Genomic DNA, 16586 nt, shown 5'->3' on the forward strand with positions numbered 1-16586 from the left:
CATGATCAGCAGCGTTTCATCCCTGAACCCGGCCGGCGGCCTGCTGCCGCAGCGTAAAATCGCCGAGCAGGAAGCGCCGCCCGACGTGGCCACCGTGGCGCCGGATCCGCAGTCCATCGGCGGCCTGCCGCCGGCCGAAGCCAGCCCCGAAGCGCCGCCGCCGGCAGCGCCGGTGCCGATGCGCTTCGACAGCGCCCCGCCGCCCGACACCACCGCCCGCCTGATCGAAAAGACGCCGTTCGACGTCAACCGCGCCTTGCTGGGCACCACCGGCACCCAGGGCGGCTAATTTATTCCGCGTACGGGTCGGCGTAGCCCAGGCCGGCCAGGATCTCCGTTTCCAGGCCTTCCATTTCGGTAGCCTCTTCATCGTCCATGTGGTCGTAGCCCTGCGCGTGCAGCACGCCGTGCACGATCAGGTGGGCCGTGTGCTCCTCCACCGATTTTTTCTGCTCGGCCGCTTCCTGCTGCAGCACGTCCGTGCACAGGATGATGTCGGCGCGGGTCGGCTCGTCCTCGGCGTAGTCTTCGCCCTCGTTGTAGGCGAAGGTCAGCACATTGGTGGCGTAGTCCTTCTCGCGGTAGCCGCGGTTCAGTTCCCGTCCTTCCTCCGCGTCCACAAAGCGTACCGTCAGTTCGGCCGGCGCGAACAGCGCCGCCTTGATCCATTTGCGCACCATGGGGCGGGTGATGCTGTCCTGCAGGCGCGGGTCGGCGTACTGCACCGACAGGGACAGTTTATTTTTTTCTGGCATGTTTGACGGCGGCAGTCTTGGCAGGGGTGAACAGGGGCGAGATTTCGGCGGACGCGTTGTGCGCGCTCTCGTAGGCGTCGACGATGCGCGCCACCAGCGGATGGCGCACCACGTCGGCGCTGCTGAACTGGGTGAAAGCGATGCCGCGCACGTCGCGCAGCACATGGCTGGCGTCGACCAGGCCGCTCTTCAAGCTCTTCGGCAGGTCGATCTGGGTGGTGTCGCCGGTGATCACGGCCTTGCTGCCGAAGCCGATGCGGGTCAGGAACATCTTCATCTGCTCCACCGTGGTGTTCTGGGCTTCGTCCAGGATCACGAAGGCGTGGTTCAGCGTGCGCCCGCGCATATAGGCCAGCGGCGCGATCTCGATCACGCCCTTCTCGAACATTTTCTGGGTGCGGTCGAATCCCAGCAGGTCGTACAGCGCGTCGTACAGCGGGCGCAGGTAAGGGTCCACCTTCTGCGCCAGGTCGCCCGGCAGGAAGCCCAGGCGTTCGCCCGCTTCCACCGCCGGGCGGGTCAGGATGATGCGCTTGACGGCGTCGCGCTCCAGCGCGTCCACCGCGCAGGCCACGGCCAGGTAGGTCTTGCCGGTGCCGGCCGGGCCCAGGCCGAAGCTGATGTCGTGGTCCAGGATGTTGCGCAGGTATTTGATCTGGTGCGGCGTGCGCCCGCGCAGGTCGGCGCGGCGGGTTTTCAGCACCGGGCTGGTGATGTCCGGCTCGTTGAACGGCGGCTCTTCCTGGTCCGGTTCCAGTGGCGGCGCCAGGCCGGCGCGCTGCTCGACCAGGGCCAGCTGCACTTCTTCCACCGGCACCACCTTCTGCGCCACGTTGTAGAACTGTTCCAGGATCTGCACCGCGCGCTCGGCGTTGGTGCCGTTGACAATGAATTTTTCGCCCCGGCGGAAAATCGTCACGTCCAGCGCGGCGGAAATCTGGCGCAGGTTTTCGTCCAGCGGACCGCACAGGTGCGCCAGGCGCGTGTTGTCGAGCGGTTCCGGGATGAAATAGTGCGGCTGGCTTGGTGTCTTGGTTTTCAAAGGGCGCTGCCTGGTAGATTTTACTGAATGCCGTTAGTTTACCGTATCGTGGCGCGCGCCGCGATTTTCCCTGCCAGTTGACGCTTAGACATTGCTTTCGGCCCAGCTTGCCCTACAGTCGAATCAACGGTCTTACTTTCCCACGGAGCAAACCATGGCAGTCAGTGCGATTCCCAGCGTCAGCGGCAGCAACCCCGCGCAGCAGAGCAGCGCCGTCAGCGACCCGCGCGCCGAGCAGGCCCGCCAGTTGCGCCGCGAGGAAGCGGCGCGGCGCGAGCAAGAGGTGGCCAGCGCCGAACAGCAAAGCCGGCAGGCGCAGCAGGCCGCGCGCGCCGAGCAGGAACGCCAGACCCAGCAGGCCGACGCGGTGCGCCGGCAGCAACTCGAATCGCAGCAGAGCAGCCAGAACAGCACGTCGCCTTCCGCCAGGATCGGCCAGAACATCAACACGACTGCGTAAATCCCGCCTCGGCCCGCGTCCTGCGGGCCCTTTCAGCAGCCGCTGACGGCCATAACGGGCCGTAATTATTTCCTAAAAGTTCTTCCGTGCGCCACGGAATATGTCCGTGTGTTGAAATGGCATTGTTGCTAAGAATTCTAGCGGGTGCTTGACATTACACAAGCTTCGCTAGTCGCGGCTTGGCCGGAACGGGCTGGTTTGGTATTAGAATTGTTATTGAAATTGCAATGCCATTCCGGGATAGACAACTCACCCAGACGAGGAAAAATCATGGCACACCACGCCCTTGCTTCTCAAGAAAGTTACAACCCTAATCATCTGTTGGATATGCTGCTGGGCAAGATGCAGCTGAAGAACGACGCCGCGCTGTCGCGCATGCTGGAAGTGGCGCCGCCTGTGATCAGCAAGATCCGCCACCACCGCCTGCCGGTCGGCGCCTCGCTGCTGATCCGCATGCACGAAGTGACCGGCATGAGCATTCGCGACCTGCGCGACTTGATGGGCGACCGCCGCACCAAGTACCGCCTGTCCGATGCCCAGGGACGTCCAAAGCCAGAGGACCGTCCGGAAAAGCAGCAGGACGCCGGCACCTACGCGCACTGACGTGCGGCGCGAGGCAGCGGCGCCGGAGCCGGGACTGCGATGTCCCGGCCTGGCGGGCCGGTGCGCACGCGGCGGCGCGGCAATAGTTCAGCTCAGCAGGACCATGGCAATTTCTTCATACTGCAGTTCCGTTTCGCGGAACAGCTGCAGGTAGACCGTTTCATCGAGGCCCAGCGCAGTCCAGGCCACGGTGGACACCGGCGGCACCAGGCCGTCCGGCATTTGCGCCAAATCGAGCGCATGGGCAATGGCGTCCGCCACATGGATGATGGCCGCCAAGAATCCCGCCCCCGGTGCTTCCGGGTGGTGGTGGTGCGCGATCGCCAGCCGCATCGTGTCCGAAAAATTCCAATGTTCCGCCAGCGCCATGCCGGCGTCCACGTGGTCGATGCCCAGCACTGCGCGTTCCGCTTCCAGCGGCATGCAGTCATGTTCGTTGCGGTAGGCGATGGCCTGCTGGTACGCTTGCGGGAAGCACGCCACCAGCACCAGGCGGCCGATGTCGTGCAGCAGCCCGGCCGTGAAGGCGTAATCCTGGTTGAAGCGCATCTGGCGCGCCAGCACCTTGGCGCAGGCCGCGCTGGCAATCGAGTGGCGCCAGAACGCCTTGTGGTCGAAGCCGGCGCAAGAGCGCTCGGCGAAGCAGCCGGTGAGGGCGGCCGCCGTGATCAGGTTGCGCGTGGCCTGGAAGCCGAGGAAGGTGATGGCTTGCTGGATGGTGGTCACTTTCACCTGCAGGCCGTACAGCGAGGAATTGGCCAGGCGCAAGGTCTTGGCGGTCAGCGCCTGGTCGTGCGAGACCTTCTTGGCCAGCACGGAAATATCCACATCCTCCTGGTCGATGCTGTTGAGCAGTTCCATCACCACGGCGGGCAGCGAGGGCAGGTCATCCAGGTTTTTTACTACGTCGTCGTATGTCAGCATGGCGCTCATTCGTCAGCGGGGGCGTGGCCCAGGCGGTAATCGGTCACGAAGCGGCGCAGCAGCGCCGTGGCCCAGTCGCTGTCGCTGTCCGGGTCGTTTTTATGGAACAGCTGCCCGATGCGGGCGAGCTGCTGCTGCCGGCCGGCGGCCTGCTCGGCCTCGCTGGGCTGCTGCACCGTGGCGATGGGCAGCGCTTCGATGCCGTGGCGCGCCATCAGCGCCAGCATGGACTCGGTCAGCACCGTGCCCTGCGGCAGCAGCACCTTGCCGTGCGCATCCAGCAGTTCGTCCGACAATATCATTCCTGCTTCCACCTGGCCCACCGGCAGGTGCTGATAAGTGGCAGTCATTGCGGCCTCCGTCGTTCTCGTCGCACGATCTTACCATCGGCGCCGCGGGCGAGTCGAAAATCTTGCCAAGTTGCTAGGCATACTTTACATTGGGGCGTAGCCGTCATATCCGTGCCGCGCGGGACTGGGAGGAGTAGCTCGATGTATGGTATCCAAGGTCGATTGACCTTGCTGTTCGTGGTGATCGTCACGCTCGTGCTCGGCATTTCCGGCACCTATGCGCAGTACAGCCTGAGCCATGAACTTGAAGTCAACAACCAGCGCCTGCGCCAGGGCGTGCTGACGCGCTTGCAGACCAGCTTGCCCTCCGCGCTGTGGGACCTGGACAAGGCCAAGGTGGACAACATCGTGGCGGCCGAAATGCTGCCGCCCGAACTGGTGGCGATCCGCGTCTACGACACTTCGGTCGGCCTGTTCTCGGGCAAGCTGCGCAAGGAAAACGGCAGCGTCACCCAGATCGAGTCCGACGTCCCGGTGGGCGGCACGCCGGTGGTGGCCGACCTGGCCTACCGCGACGCCGGCGCGGCCGGCAACGCGCCCAAGCCCGTCATCGTGGGCCGGGTGGTGGTCAATTTCAGCCGCGCGCAGATGGACGCCACCTTGCGCAGCGAGGTGCAGCGCAAGGTCATCGAAGTGCTGCTGCTGGACTCCATCCTGGTGGCCGCGCTGGCGCTGAGCCTGCGCATCGTGTTCGACCCGCTCAAGCAGCTGCGCGACGGCTTGCACGATCTGGCCACGCGCGGCTCGGACGAGGTGGGCGAGCTGCCGGAAAACCGGCGCGACGAGCTGGGCCAGGTGATCCGCGGCTTCAACGCCATCCAGCGCCGCGTGAAGGCCATCATCGCCCGCACCCGCGAAGCCGAGGACGAGGCGCGCCGCGCCGCGCAGGAAACCGCGAAAGCGCTGGACGACCTGCGCCGCACCCAGGAATCGCTGCTGCAGGCCGAGCGCCTGGCCTCGCTGGGCGGCCTGGTGGCCGGCGTGGCGCACGAAATCAATACGCCGGTCGGCATCGCGCTGACCAGCGCCTCCATCCTGTCCGAGGCCACCGAGCGGGTGCACCAGTCGGTGGCCGAGGGCGCCATCAAGAAATCGGACATCCTGAAGTACCTGGAGACGGCCGGCGAGAGCACCAAGCTGATCATGAACAACGCCTACCGCGCCGCGCACCTGATCCACAGCTTCAAGCAGATCGCGGTGGACCAGGTGAGCGAGGTGCGGCGCCGCTTCGAACTGCGCGAATACATCGGCGAGGTGGTGTCCAGCCTGCAGCCCAAGCTGAAGAAAACCCATATCCAGGTCGACATCAACTGTCCCGTCGAGATCGTGCTCGACAGCTACCCGGGCGCGCTGGCCCAGGTCATCACCAACCTCACGCTGAACTGCGTGGAGCACGCCTTCGAACCCGACGCGGAAGGCCGCATCGCCATCAACGTCAAGCTGGACGGCGACTGGGTGGAAATGCAGGTGGTCGACAACGGCAAAGGCATTCCGCCGGACATGCTGGACAAGGTGTTCGATCCCTTCGTGACCACGCGCCGGGGCCAGGGCGGCACCGGGCTGGGGCTCAACATCGTGTTCAATCTGATCGCCAAGCAGTTCGCCGGCACCATCACGGTGACCAGCACACTGGGGCAGGGCGCCAGTTTCGTGCTGCGCATCCCGCGCGTGACGCCGATCGAGGGCGAGGACAGCGGCCGGCCGCACGCCGACGCGCCCTTGCACGCATAGGACCGGGCGCGAAGCGCCCGCCAAAGAACCGGCAACTGCCGCATACTACGGTTTTGCTGTGAAGGAGGCGACGATGGAGACACGCAGGCAAATCGCCCTGCTGCGCGGCATCAACGTGGGGCGCGCCAAGCGCGTCGCCATGGCCGATCTGCGCAAGCTGGTCACCGACCTGGGCTACGCCGACGTGCGCACCGTGCTCAACAGCGGCAATGTGGTCTACGACTGCCCGGAAGACGCCGCCGATCCTGCCGAGGCGGCCGTCCGCATCGAGGAAGCGCTGGTGCTCAAGCTGGGCGTGGGCGCGCGCGTGACGGTGCTCGACGCCGGGCAGCTTGCGCACGTGGTGGAGGACAACAGCCTGCATCCGCTGGCCGACGATCCGTCGCGCCTGCTGGTGGCGGTGCTGAACAACCCGGCCGACCGCGAACGGCTGCTGCCGCTGGCGCACCAGAGCTGGGAGCCGGAAGCGTTCGCGCTGGGGCGCTGGGCGGCCTACCTGTGGTGCGCCGACGGCATTCTGGCCAGCCGCGCGGCGGCCGCCATGGGCAAGGTGCTGGGCGACGCCGTCACCACCCGCAACTGGACCACGATCAGCAAACTGCACGCGCTGGCCTGCCAGCGGCCGGCTTGAATTCAAGGAGAACATGATGGCACTGGTGGAAGGCGAATTCGAGGTCACGATGAGTCCCGAGCACATGTCGGTGGGGGCCTCCGGCTTCGGCCTGCACCGCATGGTGCTCGACAAGCGCTACCACGGCGCGCTCGACGCCAGCGGCAACGGCGAAATGCTCAGCTTCATGGGCGCGGCGCAAGGTTCGGCCGGCTATGTGGCGATGGAGCGCGTGGAAGGCAAGCTGGACGGCCTGCGCGGCGGCTTCACCTTGCAGCACAGCGGCATCATGGACCGGGGCCAGCCCAGCCTGAGCGTGCTGGTGGTGCCGGATTCGGGCAGCGGGGACTTGACCGGGCTGAGCGGCAAACTGGACCTGCGCATCGAGGACGGCAAGCACTTTTACACGTTCGACTATGTGATTGCGGCCCTGCCTTAGCGTTTGCGCTACAATGGCGCAATTATTTGCTATGCGGCAACAAAATGAACAAAGATCTGTATAAGGGCGCGCTGATCATGGCCGCCGTGCTGGTGGTGCTGGTGGTGGGCGGCTTCGCGCTGTCGGACAACGGCGTGCAGAAGGCCGGCTGTGTCGGCCGCGCCATTGCCAGCGGCATTTCCTTGGGCAATATCGCCTCGGTCTGCGGGCTGGGCCGCTGAGATGCCGGGGTCTGGCCCCGGGTCTGCCCCCAGGCGGCTCAAGTCACCTGAAAGCAGGCGGCGAAGGCCTGGCGCGCCGGATGGTGCAGCACGTCGCTGCGCCACACCAGCATGGTCTGCACCAGCGCCGTTTCCGGCGGCAGCGCGTGGCACTGGATGCTGCCGGCCAGCTTGCGCTGCTTGAGCACTTCCTTCGGCATCAGCGCCACCCCCATGCCGGCCGCCACGCAGCCCAGTATCGCCTCGAACGTGCCGAACTCCGAAATGCGCGTGGCCGCCACGTCGCCTTCCGCAAACCAGTTTTCCAGCCGCCGCCGGTAAGCGCAGCCGCTGCGGAATACCAGCAGGGCGCGCCGCGCCACGTCGCGCGGGCTGTGCACCGGCCCTTGCGCCGCATCGGTCAGCAGCACCAGCTCCTCCTCGAATACCGCCAGTTGCGCCAGCTCCGGCCGCAGCACCGGCGCGGCCACCAGCGCCACGTCCAGTTTGTGCTGGAGCACGGCCTGCAGCAACTGGTCGGTAGGGGCGGTTTCCAGCAGCAGGTCCACCTGCGGGTGCTGCTTGTGAAACGTCGCCAGCACCAGCGGCAGGCGCGCGGCGGCGGCAGTTTCCATGGCGCCGATGCGCAACTGTCCGGCCGGTTTCTGGTCGCCGCGCACCGAGGCCTGCGCCTCGTCGGCCAGGGTCAGCAGGCGGTCCGCGTAAGCCAGCAGGCGTTCGCCTTCGGCCGTGATCAGCAGGCGCCGGCCGGCGCGGTGGAACAGCGCCACGCCCAGCGATTCCTCCAGCTGCCCCAGCCGGGCCGACACGTTCGATTGCACGCGGTTGAGCCGCGCGGCGGCCTGCGTGACGCTGCCTTCCTCGGCCACGGCTTTGAAGATGCGCAGTGCGGACAGTTCCATGGCTCTCCTGTGATTCTCAAAATACGATAGATAAGATCATTATTATTCATTTTTCTGGATATGCAAACCCGCCTATAGTGTATCCATGAAAACCGCCACCCCACCCTCGCGCGCTGTATTGCTGGCCTGCAGCTTCGCCTTCATCATCGTCCAGCTTGACGTCACCATCGTCAACGTCGCCTTGCCCCGCATGGGGCAGGAGCTCGGCGCCAGCGTTGGCGACCTGCAATGGGTAGTCGATGCCTACACCCTGGGTTTTGCCGTCTTCCTGCTATCGGCCGGCGTCCTCGGCGACAAGTTCGGTTCCCGCCGCGTGTTCCTGGCCGGCTTCTGGCTGTTCACGCTGGCCTCGCTGGCTTGCGCGGCCGCCAGCGGCGCCATGATGCTCAACCTGGCCCGCGCCGTGCAGGGCATAGGGGCTGCGCTGCTGGTGCCCAGTTCGCTTGCCATCCTGAACGCCGCTTACGCGCACGACAAGGTGCAGCTGGCCAAGGCCGTGGGCTGGTGGACGGCGGCCGGCGGCGTCTCGATCGCGCTGGGCCCGGTATTGGGCGCGGCGCTGCTGGAGCTGGCCGGCTGGCGCAGCATTTTCTGGGTCAACATCCCGCTGTGCCTGGCGGGTGCCTGGCTGACGCTGCGCGCCGTGCCGGCGGCGGCCGGGAAGGATCCGCAGCGCGCCTTCGACATGCCGGGCCAGCTGCTGGCCGTGGTGGCGCTGACCGCCTTCATCGGCGCCGTGATCGAAGTGCACGCGCTGGGCTGGACCCATGCGATAGTGCAGGGCGGCCTGGCGCTGGCCGCGCTGGCGGGGGCGATGTTCCTGTGGGTGGAGGCGCGCAGCAAGGCGCCCATGCTGCCGCTGGCGCTGTTCCGCAGCGCGGGCTTCAGCGGCGCGGTGGCGTTCGGTGTGCTGGTCAACTTCGCTTACTACGGCGTGATCTTCGTGCTCAGCTTTTACCTGCAGAGCATGCGCGGCTACACCGCCCTGGAGGCGGGCATGATCTTCCTGCCGCTGACCGGCACGTTCATCTTCTCCAACATCGCCAGCGGACGGATGTCGGCGCGCACCGGCTTGCGGGCGCCCATGATAGCCGGCGGGCTGATAGGCGCCAGCGGCTATGCCTTGCTGGGCGTGTTCGGCATCTCCGCCGAGGCCGGCTTCTGGGCCATGCTGCCCGGCCTGGCCCTGATCCCGGCCGGCATGGGCTTGGCCGTGCCAGCCATGACGACCTCGATTTTATCCAGTGTCGGCGCCGGCCAGGCCGGCACCGCCTCGGCAGTGCTCAACACCGCACGCCAGGTGGGCGGCGCGCTCGGTGTGGCGGTCTATGGCGCCATGGTCGCTGCCGCCACGCCGGCGATGGCGATGACCGGCTTGCGCACCGCAATGGCGATCTCCGCCGCGCTGCTGCTGGCCGCCGCCGCCATCGCCTGGCAGTGTATTGCCCGCGCCGCAGCCACCGCGTCCGTGGCACGTGCGTTGTAGAAGGAGCTGCCGCCTGGAATGTAGGGACGGCGGCCGTGGCCGCCTCACGTCCAGGCGCACTGTCGCGCCGGCGTCACGCGGTCAGTTGCGCGAGCGGCACAACAGCAGCGCGACCAGGCTCAGGCCCGCTGCGGTGGAGAGGTAGTAGCCGACGTAGCTCAGACCGTGGTGCGTGGCCAGCCAGGTGGCGGCGTACGGCGCCAGCGAGGCGCCCAGGATGCCGGCCAGGTTGAACGTGAGCGAGGCGCCGGTGTAGCGCACCTCGGCCGGGAACAGCTCGGACAGCATGGTGCCCAGCGGGCCGTAGGTCATGCCCATCAGGCCCAGGCCGATCGACATGGCCAGCGTGACTTCGATGGTGCTGCCGGAGCCGAACAGCGGCGCCAGCACCAGCCCGAACGCCATGATCAGCGCGGAGACCACGATCAAGGTCAGGCGGCGGCCATAGCGGTCCGCCACCAGCGCGGTGATGGGGATGGTGAGGCCGAAGAACACCACCGAGAACAGCTGCAGGATCAGGAAGTCCTTGCGGGTATAGCCCAGCGCGGTGGTGCCCCAGCTCAGCGTGAACACCGTCATCAGGTAGAACAGCACAAAGGTGGCCATGGCCATCAGGGTGCCCAGCACCAGCATGCGGGTATGGTCGCGGAACACGGTGACGGCGGGGATCTTCACGCGCTCGCCCTTGTCGAGCACCTTCTGGAAGTCCGGCGTTTCGGTGATCTTCAGGCGCACGTACAGGCCGACGATGACCAGCAGCGCGCTGGACAGGAAGGGAATGCGCCAGCCGTAGGAGAAGAACTGCTCGTCGCTCAGCACCTGGGTCAGCAGCAGGAAGATGGAGCCGGACAGGAAGAAGCCGATCGGCGCGCCCAGTTGCGGGAACATGCCGTACCAGGCGCGTTTGCCCGGCGGCGCGTTCTCGGTGGCCAGCAGCACCGCGCCGCCCCACTCGCCGCCCAGGCCCAGCCCCTGGCCGAAGCGGCACAGCGCCAGCAGCAGCGGCGCCATGGTGCCGATGGCGGCGTAGGTCGGCAGCAGGCCGATGGCGACGGTGGACAAGCCCATGGTGAGCAGCGCCGCCACCAGCGTGGCCTTGCGGCCGATGCGGTCGCCGAAGTGGCCGAATACGGCCGAGCCGACCGGGCGCGCGAAGAAGGCGATGGCGAACGTGGCCAGCGATTGCAGGGTGGCGGCGGCGGGGTCTCCTGCCGGGAAGAACAGCTTGGGGAAGACCAGCACGGCGGCGGTCGCGTAGATATAAAAATCGAAGAATTCGATGGTGGTGCCGATCAGGCTGGCGAACAAGACGGTGGCGGGGGAATTGGCCTTCGGTGCGCCGGGGTGAGGCTGACTCATTACTGCTCCTGGTTGCGATGGACGACGGGCGCAGGCGGGCAAGCGGCGCGGATGGCCGGCAAGGAATGCGCCGCTGCACGGGCGGGGATGGTGCCAGGTGCAGTGTGCGGCGGGGACAGCCGGTTTCGGGTGGAACGCGCGGCAGGCCTGCTGAGGCCAACATGATACGTCCCGGCGGCGAAAAACGCCAAGGACGCATCATGTCGGACCGGCGCAGCGGTCAGGCTTGGTCCCCGGCCGCGCTGGAGGCCGGTATTATGGCCGCGAAGCCTACGCGTATTTCATCGGCGGACTCGGGCCGCACCACGCGCGCAAGCTCCTTGCCGTCGCGCAGGAAGATCAGCGTGGGCCACAGCTTCACGCGGAAGGAACGGCCCAGCAGGCGTCCCGGCCCGTCTTCCACTTTGTAATGCGGCACCTGTTCGTAGGCGGCGTAGGCTTGCGCCAGGGGCGGCTGGGCGGCGCGGCAGTAGCCGCACCAGTTGGTGCCGAATTCCAGCACCGCCGGCCCGGCCAGCGCGTCGATGTCGGCGCGCGTGGGCGCGCTTTCCTTGTAGGTGGTTTCCATTAGCTTGTCCTCCTGATACGGCTCATGATCTACGATTTCGGCTTCAGGCTGGCGCACGGGTCGGGTCGCGGCTTCTTCGGCACGGTATAGCTGGCGTCGTACAGACCGGGTGCGGCTGCGCTCTCCACGTAGCCCACGCTGCGCACGGTCAGCTTGGGCTCGACCGCGTTGAGCCAGCGCGGCACCCCGTAGTCCTTGCGCACATGGCCGTTGCCGGCGATGAGCACCACGTCGCGCGGCTGCTGGGCGCGCAGCAGCTTGGCCATCCAGATGTCGCGCGCGACCTGGGCGTTGACCATGCCGGGCACCATCATGTCAGGCAGCATATTGCAGTGGCCGGCCACGATTTCCTTTTCCTGGCCCTTGAGAATGTCGGCCGGCAGCGGCTCCTTCAGGCGGTACTGCGCCACGGTCTTCTCGTCGAAGCTGGACGCCACGCCGTCGCGCACCACCAGCGAGGCATCCTTGCGCGACAGGTTGGCGGCGATCAGCGGCAGCTCGTAGCGCAAGGCCAGGTCGATGATGGGACGGTACTGGTCCCAGTCCCAGCGCGGGCCGGCCATCACCAGGATGACGCACTGGGCGTCGCGGCAGTCCTTCTGCGCCTTGCTGAGCAGTTCCTGGTTTTCGCGGTCGAACTGCTCCATGGCGATGGCGGGACGCCAGCCGGCTTCCACGCGCCGGAACAGCTGCTGGTAGCGCAGCTTGTGGCCGTCGGGGTTGTCGTGCACTTCGCCCAGCAGCAGCACCTGCGGATTGTCGGTGACGGGTTCGGATTGGGACTGGGTTGGTTTGTTCTTGCTGCCTGCACAGCCGGCGATGGCGGCGGCGACCAGCAGCAGCGCGGGTAGGGAGCGTTTCATGTTGCCTTACTTTGGTTGAGGGAAAACCGGGTCAGCCTCCAGTCTATCCCAAGCCGGCCTCCTTGGTGGGAAGGGGGCCGGCCATCCCTGTCACGCCAGTAGCTTGTGGATCTGCGCGGCGATTTCCTGCACGTGCGTTTCCAGCGCGAAGTGGCCGGTGTCCAGCAGTTTCACCACCGCGTTCGGGTTGTCGCGGCGGTAGGCTTCGGCGCCTGCCGGGATGAAGAAGGGGTCGTTTTTGCCCCAGATGACCAGCGTCGGCAATTGCGTGTCGCGGAAGAACTGCTGGAACACCGGGTACTTCGGCAGATTGTTCTGGTAGTCGAGGAACAGCGCCAGCTGGATCTCCGCGTTGCCGGGGCGCTGCATCAGCAGCGCGTCCAGGTAGTAGGCCTCCGGCGCCACCGCGTCCGGGTTGGCCACTCCGTGGGTGTACTGCCATTTGGTCCCCTCAAGGCTGAGCGATTCGCGCATGGCCTCGCGGTGTTCGTCCGGCGCCGCCCAGTACTGCTTGATGCCGGTCCACGGATCGCCCAGGCCTTCCAGGTAGGCATTGCCGTTCTGCGAGACCAGTGCGGTCACGCGTTCGGGATGGGCGGCGGCCAGGCGCAGGCCGACAGGAGCCCCGTAGTCGAACACGTAGAGCGCGTATTTTTTCAGCTCCAGCGCCTGCACGAAGGCTTCCATGGTGGCGGCCAGGTTGTCGAAAGTGTAGCCGTAATTGCGCTCCCCGGGGACGGTGGTGAAGCCGAAGCCCGGCAGGTCCGGTGCGATGACGCGGTATTTGGTGGCCAGCAGCGGGATCAGGTCGCGGTACATGTGCGAGGAGCTGGGGAAGCCGTGCAGCAGCAGCATCACAGGCGCATCCGGCGCGCCGGCTTCGCGGTAGAAGATGTTCACGCCGTCGGCTTCGACATTGCGGAAGGTGGCTAGGTTCGACATGGTTGGCTCCGTTCTCAATGAAACTGGTTAAATTACGTTTTACTGGTTACTAGATTAGCGTAGAATTGAAACTTGTAAAATAATTTTTTAACGGTTACAGTGAAATTCACTCTTTCGGAGAATGGAATAATGATGGATTTTCTGGGCGATCACCCGGCGCTGGATCTGCTCAACACCGTGGTGCAAGTCAACGGCGAGGCGGTGGAGCGCTGGCAGAGCGGTGCCGACGTGGCGCAATGGCTGGCGCAGGCGGGATATTTGCCGGGCGGCGCTGCTGCTGCTGCTGCTGCTGCTGCTGCCGGGCTGCCGCACTTGTTGGAGCAGGCGCGCGCGCTGCGCGAGCTGCTGCGCAGGCTGGTGGCGGCGCGCAAGGCCGGGCTGGCACTGGACGGGACGGACCTGGCGACGCTGAATGCGGCGCTGGCGTATGGACGGCGCCACATGGCGCTGGCGGCCGGGCAGGATGGCGCGCTGGCCTTGCGACCGGTGTACGCGGCCGATACGGCGCAACAGGTGCTGGCGCCGCTGGCCGAGTCGGCGGCCGAGCTGCTTGCCGGCGACTTTGCGCTGGTGAAGCACTGCGAGAACCCGGAATGCTCGATGTGGTTCATGGACCGCACCAAGTCGCACCGCAGGCGCTGGTGCAGCATGGCGATTTGCGGCAACCGCCACAAAGTCGCCAGTTTCCGCCAGCGCAGGGCCAGCCCTCCTACGTAGGTTGACGTATGTCGTAGTCATTCCTCAATGGTTAATCTCATGTCAATAGTGAACCACAACATGAGAGAGGCCTGGGATGATGAAGATACGAAAACGAGCGTTGCTGGCTGCACTCGCGGCGGCGGCGCCGATGCTGGCGCACGCGGGCGCCACGATACCAATCGGCGAGGACAAATCGGTCAGCGTGGGCTTCGGCATGCGCGGCTCCTATTCCAGCATCGAGGACGGCGCCAGTAATGGCACCTCGCGCTCGAATGACCTGAACCTGGACAGCGCCCGCCTGTTCTTCGGCGCATCGCTGAACAAGAACATCAAGGGCATGTTCAACACAGAGTGGGACGGCGACAAGATCCGCGTGCTGGATGCTGCCGGCCAGTTCGCCATCTCGCCCGAACTCAATATCTGGGCCGGCCGCCTGCTCTCGCCGAGCGACCGCGCCAACATGGCCGGACCATATTACTCGCTGGGCGGCGGCTACTGGGCCGGCGTCTCCTCCCGCTACGGCTACAACGGCGGCATCTTCCGCGGCCGCGACGACGGCGTGGTCGTGTGGGGCAATGTGCTGGAAGGGGGCAAGCTGGGCTACTCCTTCGGTGCTTTCGAAGGCCACACCTTCGGCATCGGCTCGCTGACCCAGAACCAGGCCAGGGCCGCCGGCGTGAAAACCTCCGATTCGCTGATGTACGCCGGCCGGGTGCAATACGACTTCTGGGACGCCGAGCCGGGCTACTACGGCACTGGCAACTACCTCGGCGGCAAGGACATCCTGGCCATCGGCGTGGCTGCCCGCCAGCAGAAGGACGGCGTGCTGACGCTGTCCGGCGTGGGCGACTACAGCGCCTGGAACGTCGACTTCCTGCTGGAAAAGCGCATCCCCGGCTCGGGCGCGTTCGCCATCGAGGCGGCCTATTACGACTACGACACCGACAACGTCATCAAGTCCGAGCAGGGCGAGGCCTGGTCGGCCGGCGCGTCCTATATTTTCGAGCAGGGCATGGGCGCGGGCAAGCTGCAGCCCTTCGTGCGCTTCCAGAAATTCACGCCCGACACGCATCTCAACACGCGCCAGAGCGACGTCGGCGTGAACTACATCATCGACGGCTACAACGCGCAAGTGAGCGCCGTGTATTCGCGCACCAAGGTCGCGGCCACGCCGGACCAGAACAAATTCGTCGTCGCGCTGCAACTCCAATACTGACCCAACCCATTACGAGGACCGCCATGCAAACTCGCCGCACATTCATCGCCACCTTCACGCAGATCGCCGCCGGCGCCGCCATGCTGATGGGAGGCGTTTCCGCGCAGGCCGCCGACACCATCAAGGTCGGCATCCTGCATTCGCTGTCGGGCACCATGGCCATTTCGGAAACGTCGCTCAAGGACGTGGCCCTGATGACCATAGACGAAATCAACGCCAACGGCGGCGTGCTGGGCAAGAAACTGGAAGCCGTGGTGGTGGACCCGGCCTCCAACTGGCCGCTGTTCGCCGAGAAGGCGCGCCAGCTGATCGCCAAGGACAAGGTCGCCGCTGTCTTCGGCTGCTGGACTTCGGTGTCGCGCAAGTCCGTGCTGCCGGTGTTCAAGGAGCTGAACAGCATCCTGTACTACCCGGTGCAGTACGAAGGCGAGGAGCTGGAGAAGAACGTGTTCTACACCGGCGCCGCGCCCAACCAGCAAGCCATCCCCGCGGTGGAATACCTGATGAGCAAGGACGGCGGCGCCGCCAAGCGCTTCGTCCTGCTGGGCACCGACTACGTGTACCCGCGCACCACCAACAAGATCCTGCGCGCCTTCCTGAAGAGCAAAGGCGTGAAGGACAGCGACATCGACGAGGTCTACACCCCGTTCGGCCATTCGGACTACCAGACCATCGTGGCCAACATCAAGAAATTCTCGGCCGGCGGCAAGACGGCGGTGATCTCCACCATCAACGGCGACTCCAACGTGCCGTTCTACAAAGAGCTGGGCAACGCCGGCCTGAAGGCGACCGACGTGCCGGTGGTGGCGTTCTCGGTAGGCGAGGAGGAGCTGCGCGGCGTGGACACCAAGCCGCTGCTGGGCCACCTGGCGGCGTGGAACTACTTCGAGTCGGTGAAGAACCCGGTCAACTCGGAGTTCATCAAGAAGTGGAAGGCCTACGCCGTGGCCAAGAAGCTGCCGAACGCAAACACCGTGGTGACCAACGACCCGATGGAAGCGACCTACGTCGGCATCCACATGTGGAAGCAGGCGGTGGAAAAGGCCGGCACCACGGATACCGACAAGGTAATTGCGGCGATGGGCGGCCAGAGCTTCAAGGCGCCGTCCGGCTTCACCCTGACCATGGACCCGACCAACCACCACCTGCACAAGCCGGTGATGATAGGCGAGATCAAGGGCGACGGGCAGTTCAGCGTGGTTTGGAAGACCAAGGCCCCGCTGCGCGCCCAGCCATGGAGTCCTTTCATCAAGGGCAATGAAGGCAAGCAGAAGATGTAAAGGAACGCCGGCGCCCAGTGTCGGGCGGGCTGGGCGCTTGCGCCGTAACCCGCCACCACAGGCCACCGGCGGCTCATGGCAGGTTGCGCGTGCAGGCACGCCGACCCGCCCTTCGTACAGCATGACAACCCGGCAT

General features: G+C 65.9%; 20 protein-coding genes. 11 read left to right on the plus strand and 9 right to left on the minus strand.

The annotated features are described in order from the left end of the window. Position 1 precedes the first annotated feature (1 nt). On the plus strand, positions 2-289 hold the full coding sequence (locus ASD15_RS02780) for a hypothetical protein (protein ID WP_057153197.1): 288 nt from the start codon (positions 2-4) through the stop codon (positions 287-289). Between the two features lies 1 nt (position 290). Here the strand turns inward: ASD15_RS02780 and ybeY are convergent, their stop codons facing one another. Next, the gene (ybeY, locus tag ASD15_RS02785) at positions 291-755 is read right to left on the minus strand and encodes an rRNA maturation RNase YbeY (RefSeq protein WP_057153198.1); all 465 of its coding nucleotides are present in this window, start codon (positions 753-755) and stop codon (positions 291-293) included. Continuing rightward, positions 739-1797 (minus strand): PhoH family protein, encoded by a 1059-nt coding sequence (locus tag ASD15_RS02790; protein ID WP_057153199.1) that lies wholly within the window; start codon positions 1795-1797, stop codon positions 739-741. Before ASD15_RS02790 ends, ybeY begins: the two co-directional genes overlap by 17 nt. A gap of 154 nt (positions 1798-1951) precedes the next feature. Here ASD15_RS02790 and ASD15_RS02795 point away from each other — a divergent pair, with 154 nt between their 5' ends. Both ASD15_RS02795 and ASD15_RS02800 read left to right on the plus strand, forming a co-directional pair. Continuing rightward, positions 1952-2257 carry a hypothetical protein gene (locus ASD15_RS02795; RefSeq protein WP_057153200.1) on the plus strand — a complete coding sequence of 102 codons (306 nt, stop codon included), beginning with the start codon at positions 1952-1954 and terminating at the stop codon, positions 2255-2257. 270 nt (positions 2258-2527) lie between these two features. Continuing rightward, complete coding sequence (locus tag ASD15_RS02800) at positions 2528-2860, plus strand: hypothetical protein (protein WP_056393077.1); 333 nt, start codon at positions 2528-2530, stop codon at positions 2858-2860. An 87-nt stretch (positions 2861-2947) separates the two neighbouring features. On the opposite strand, the gene ASD15_RS02805 is transcribed toward ASD15_RS02800, so the two are convergent. Together ASD15_RS02805 and ASD15_RS02810 are read right to left on the minus strand one after the other, a co-directional pair. Next, positions 2948-3793 (minus strand): HDOD domain-containing protein, encoded by an 846-nt coding sequence (locus ASD15_RS02805; protein WP_057153201.1) that lies wholly within the window; start codon positions 3791-3793, stop codon positions 2948-2950. Then, positions 3790-4134, minus strand: a complete 345-nt coding sequence (locus ASD15_RS02810) for a hypothetical protein (RefSeq protein ID WP_057153202.1) — start codon at positions 4132-4134, stop codon at positions 3790-3792. Before ASD15_RS02810 ends, ASD15_RS02805 begins: the two co-directional genes overlap by 4 nt. Before the next feature lie 141 nt (positions 4135-4275). Here ASD15_RS02810 and ASD15_RS02815 point away from each other — a divergent pair, with 141 nt between their 5' ends. The 4 genes from ASD15_RS02815 (at position 4276) to ASD15_RS32130 (ending at position 7135) form a co-directional block, all read left to right on the plus strand. Further along, positions 4276-5865: a sensor histidine kinase gene (locus ASD15_RS02815; protein WP_057153203.1), complete on the plus strand. Its 1590-nt coding sequence runs from the start codon at positions 4276-4278 to the stop codon at positions 5863-5865. 73 nt (positions 5866-5938) lie between these two features. Further along, positions 5939-6496 (plus strand): DUF1697 domain-containing protein, encoded by a 558-nt coding sequence (locus ASD15_RS02820; protein WP_057153204.1) that lies wholly within the window; start codon positions 5939-5941, stop codon positions 6494-6496. Between the two features lie 13 nt (positions 6497-6509). Then, entirely contained in the window at positions 6510-6914 is a 405-nt protein-coding gene (locus ASD15_RS02825) for a DUF3224 domain-containing protein (RefSeq protein WP_057153205.1), read from the plus strand. A gap of 44 nt (positions 6915-6958) precedes the next feature. After that, positions 6959-7135, plus strand: coding sequence for a hypothetical protein (locus tag ASD15_RS32130; RefSeq protein ID WP_157200793.1), 177 nt, complete (start codon positions 6959-6961; stop codon positions 7133-7135). Positions 7136-7173: 38 nt separating this feature from the next. Here the strand turns inward: ASD15_RS32130 and ASD15_RS02830 are convergent, their stop codons facing one another. Beyond that, complete coding sequence (locus ASD15_RS02830; RefSeq protein WP_057153206.1) at positions 7174-8037, minus strand: LysR family transcriptional regulator; 864 nt, start codon at positions 8035-8037, stop codon at positions 7174-7176. An 85-nt stretch (positions 8038-8122) separates the two neighbouring features. Here ASD15_RS02830 and ASD15_RS02835 point away from each other — a divergent pair, with 85 nt between their 5' ends. Continuing rightward, a complete protein-coding gene (locus ASD15_RS02835; RefSeq protein ID WP_057153207.1) occupies positions 8123-9523 on the plus strand; it encodes an MFS transporter in 1401 nt (466 codons plus the stop codon). A gap of 81 nt (positions 9524-9604) precedes the next feature. On the opposite strand, the gene ASD15_RS02840 is transcribed toward ASD15_RS02835, so the two are convergent. The 4 genes from ASD15_RS02840 to ASD15_RS02855 all read right to left on the minus strand — a co-directional run bounded on the left by ASD15_RS02840 (position 9605) and on the right by ASD15_RS02855 (position 13255). Then, the gene (locus ASD15_RS02840; RefSeq protein WP_057153208.1) at positions 9605-10882 is read right to left on the minus strand and encodes an MFS transporter; all 1278 of its coding nucleotides are present in this window, start codon (positions 10880-10882) and stop codon (positions 9605-9607) included. A 220-nt stretch (positions 10883-11102) separates the two neighbouring features. Further along, a complete protein-coding gene (locus ASD15_RS02845) occupies positions 11103-11450 on the minus strand; it encodes a thioredoxin family protein (RefSeq protein WP_057153209.1) in 348 nt (115 codons plus the stop codon). Between the two features lie 29 nt (positions 11451-11479). Then, entirely contained in the window at positions 11480-12313 is an 834-nt protein-coding gene (locus tag ASD15_RS02850) for a ChaN family lipoprotein (RefSeq protein WP_057153210.1), read from the minus strand. Between the two features lie 90 nt (positions 12314-12403). Continuing rightward, positions 12404-13255, minus strand: a complete 852-nt coding sequence (locus ASD15_RS02855) for an alpha/beta fold hydrolase (RefSeq protein WP_057153211.1) — start codon at positions 13253-13255, stop codon at positions 12404-12406. A 129-nt stretch (positions 13256-13384) separates the two neighbouring features. Between ASD15_RS02855 and ASD15_RS02860 the strand changes: the two genes are divergently transcribed. From ASD15_RS02860 to urtA, 3 genes are all read left to right on the plus strand, one after another. Further along, on the plus strand, positions 13385-13972 hold the full coding sequence (locus tag ASD15_RS02860; protein ID WP_057153212.1) for an ABATE domain-containing protein: 588 nt from the start codon (positions 13385-13387) through the stop codon (positions 13970-13972). A 76-nt stretch (positions 13973-14048) separates the two neighbouring features. Then, on the plus strand, positions 14049-15170 hold the full coding sequence (locus ASD15_RS02865) for a hypothetical protein (RefSeq protein WP_057153213.1): 1122 nt from the start codon (positions 14049-14051) through the stop codon (positions 15168-15170). Between the two features lie 23 nt (positions 15171-15193). Further along, positions 15194-16450 carry an urea ABC transporter substrate-binding protein gene (urtA, locus tag ASD15_RS02870; RefSeq protein ID WP_157200794.1) on the plus strand — a complete coding sequence of 419 codons (1257 nt, stop codon included), beginning with the start codon at positions 15194-15196 and terminating at the stop codon, positions 16448-16450. The last annotated feature ends 136 nt before the right edge of the window (positions 16451-16586 follow it).

The sequence above is a fragment of the Massilia sp. Root351 genome, from assembly GCF_001425045.1.
In the GTDB taxonomy this organism is placed as follows: domain Bacteria; phylum Pseudomonadota; class Gammaproteobacteria; order Burkholderiales; family Burkholderiaceae_D; genus Rugamonas.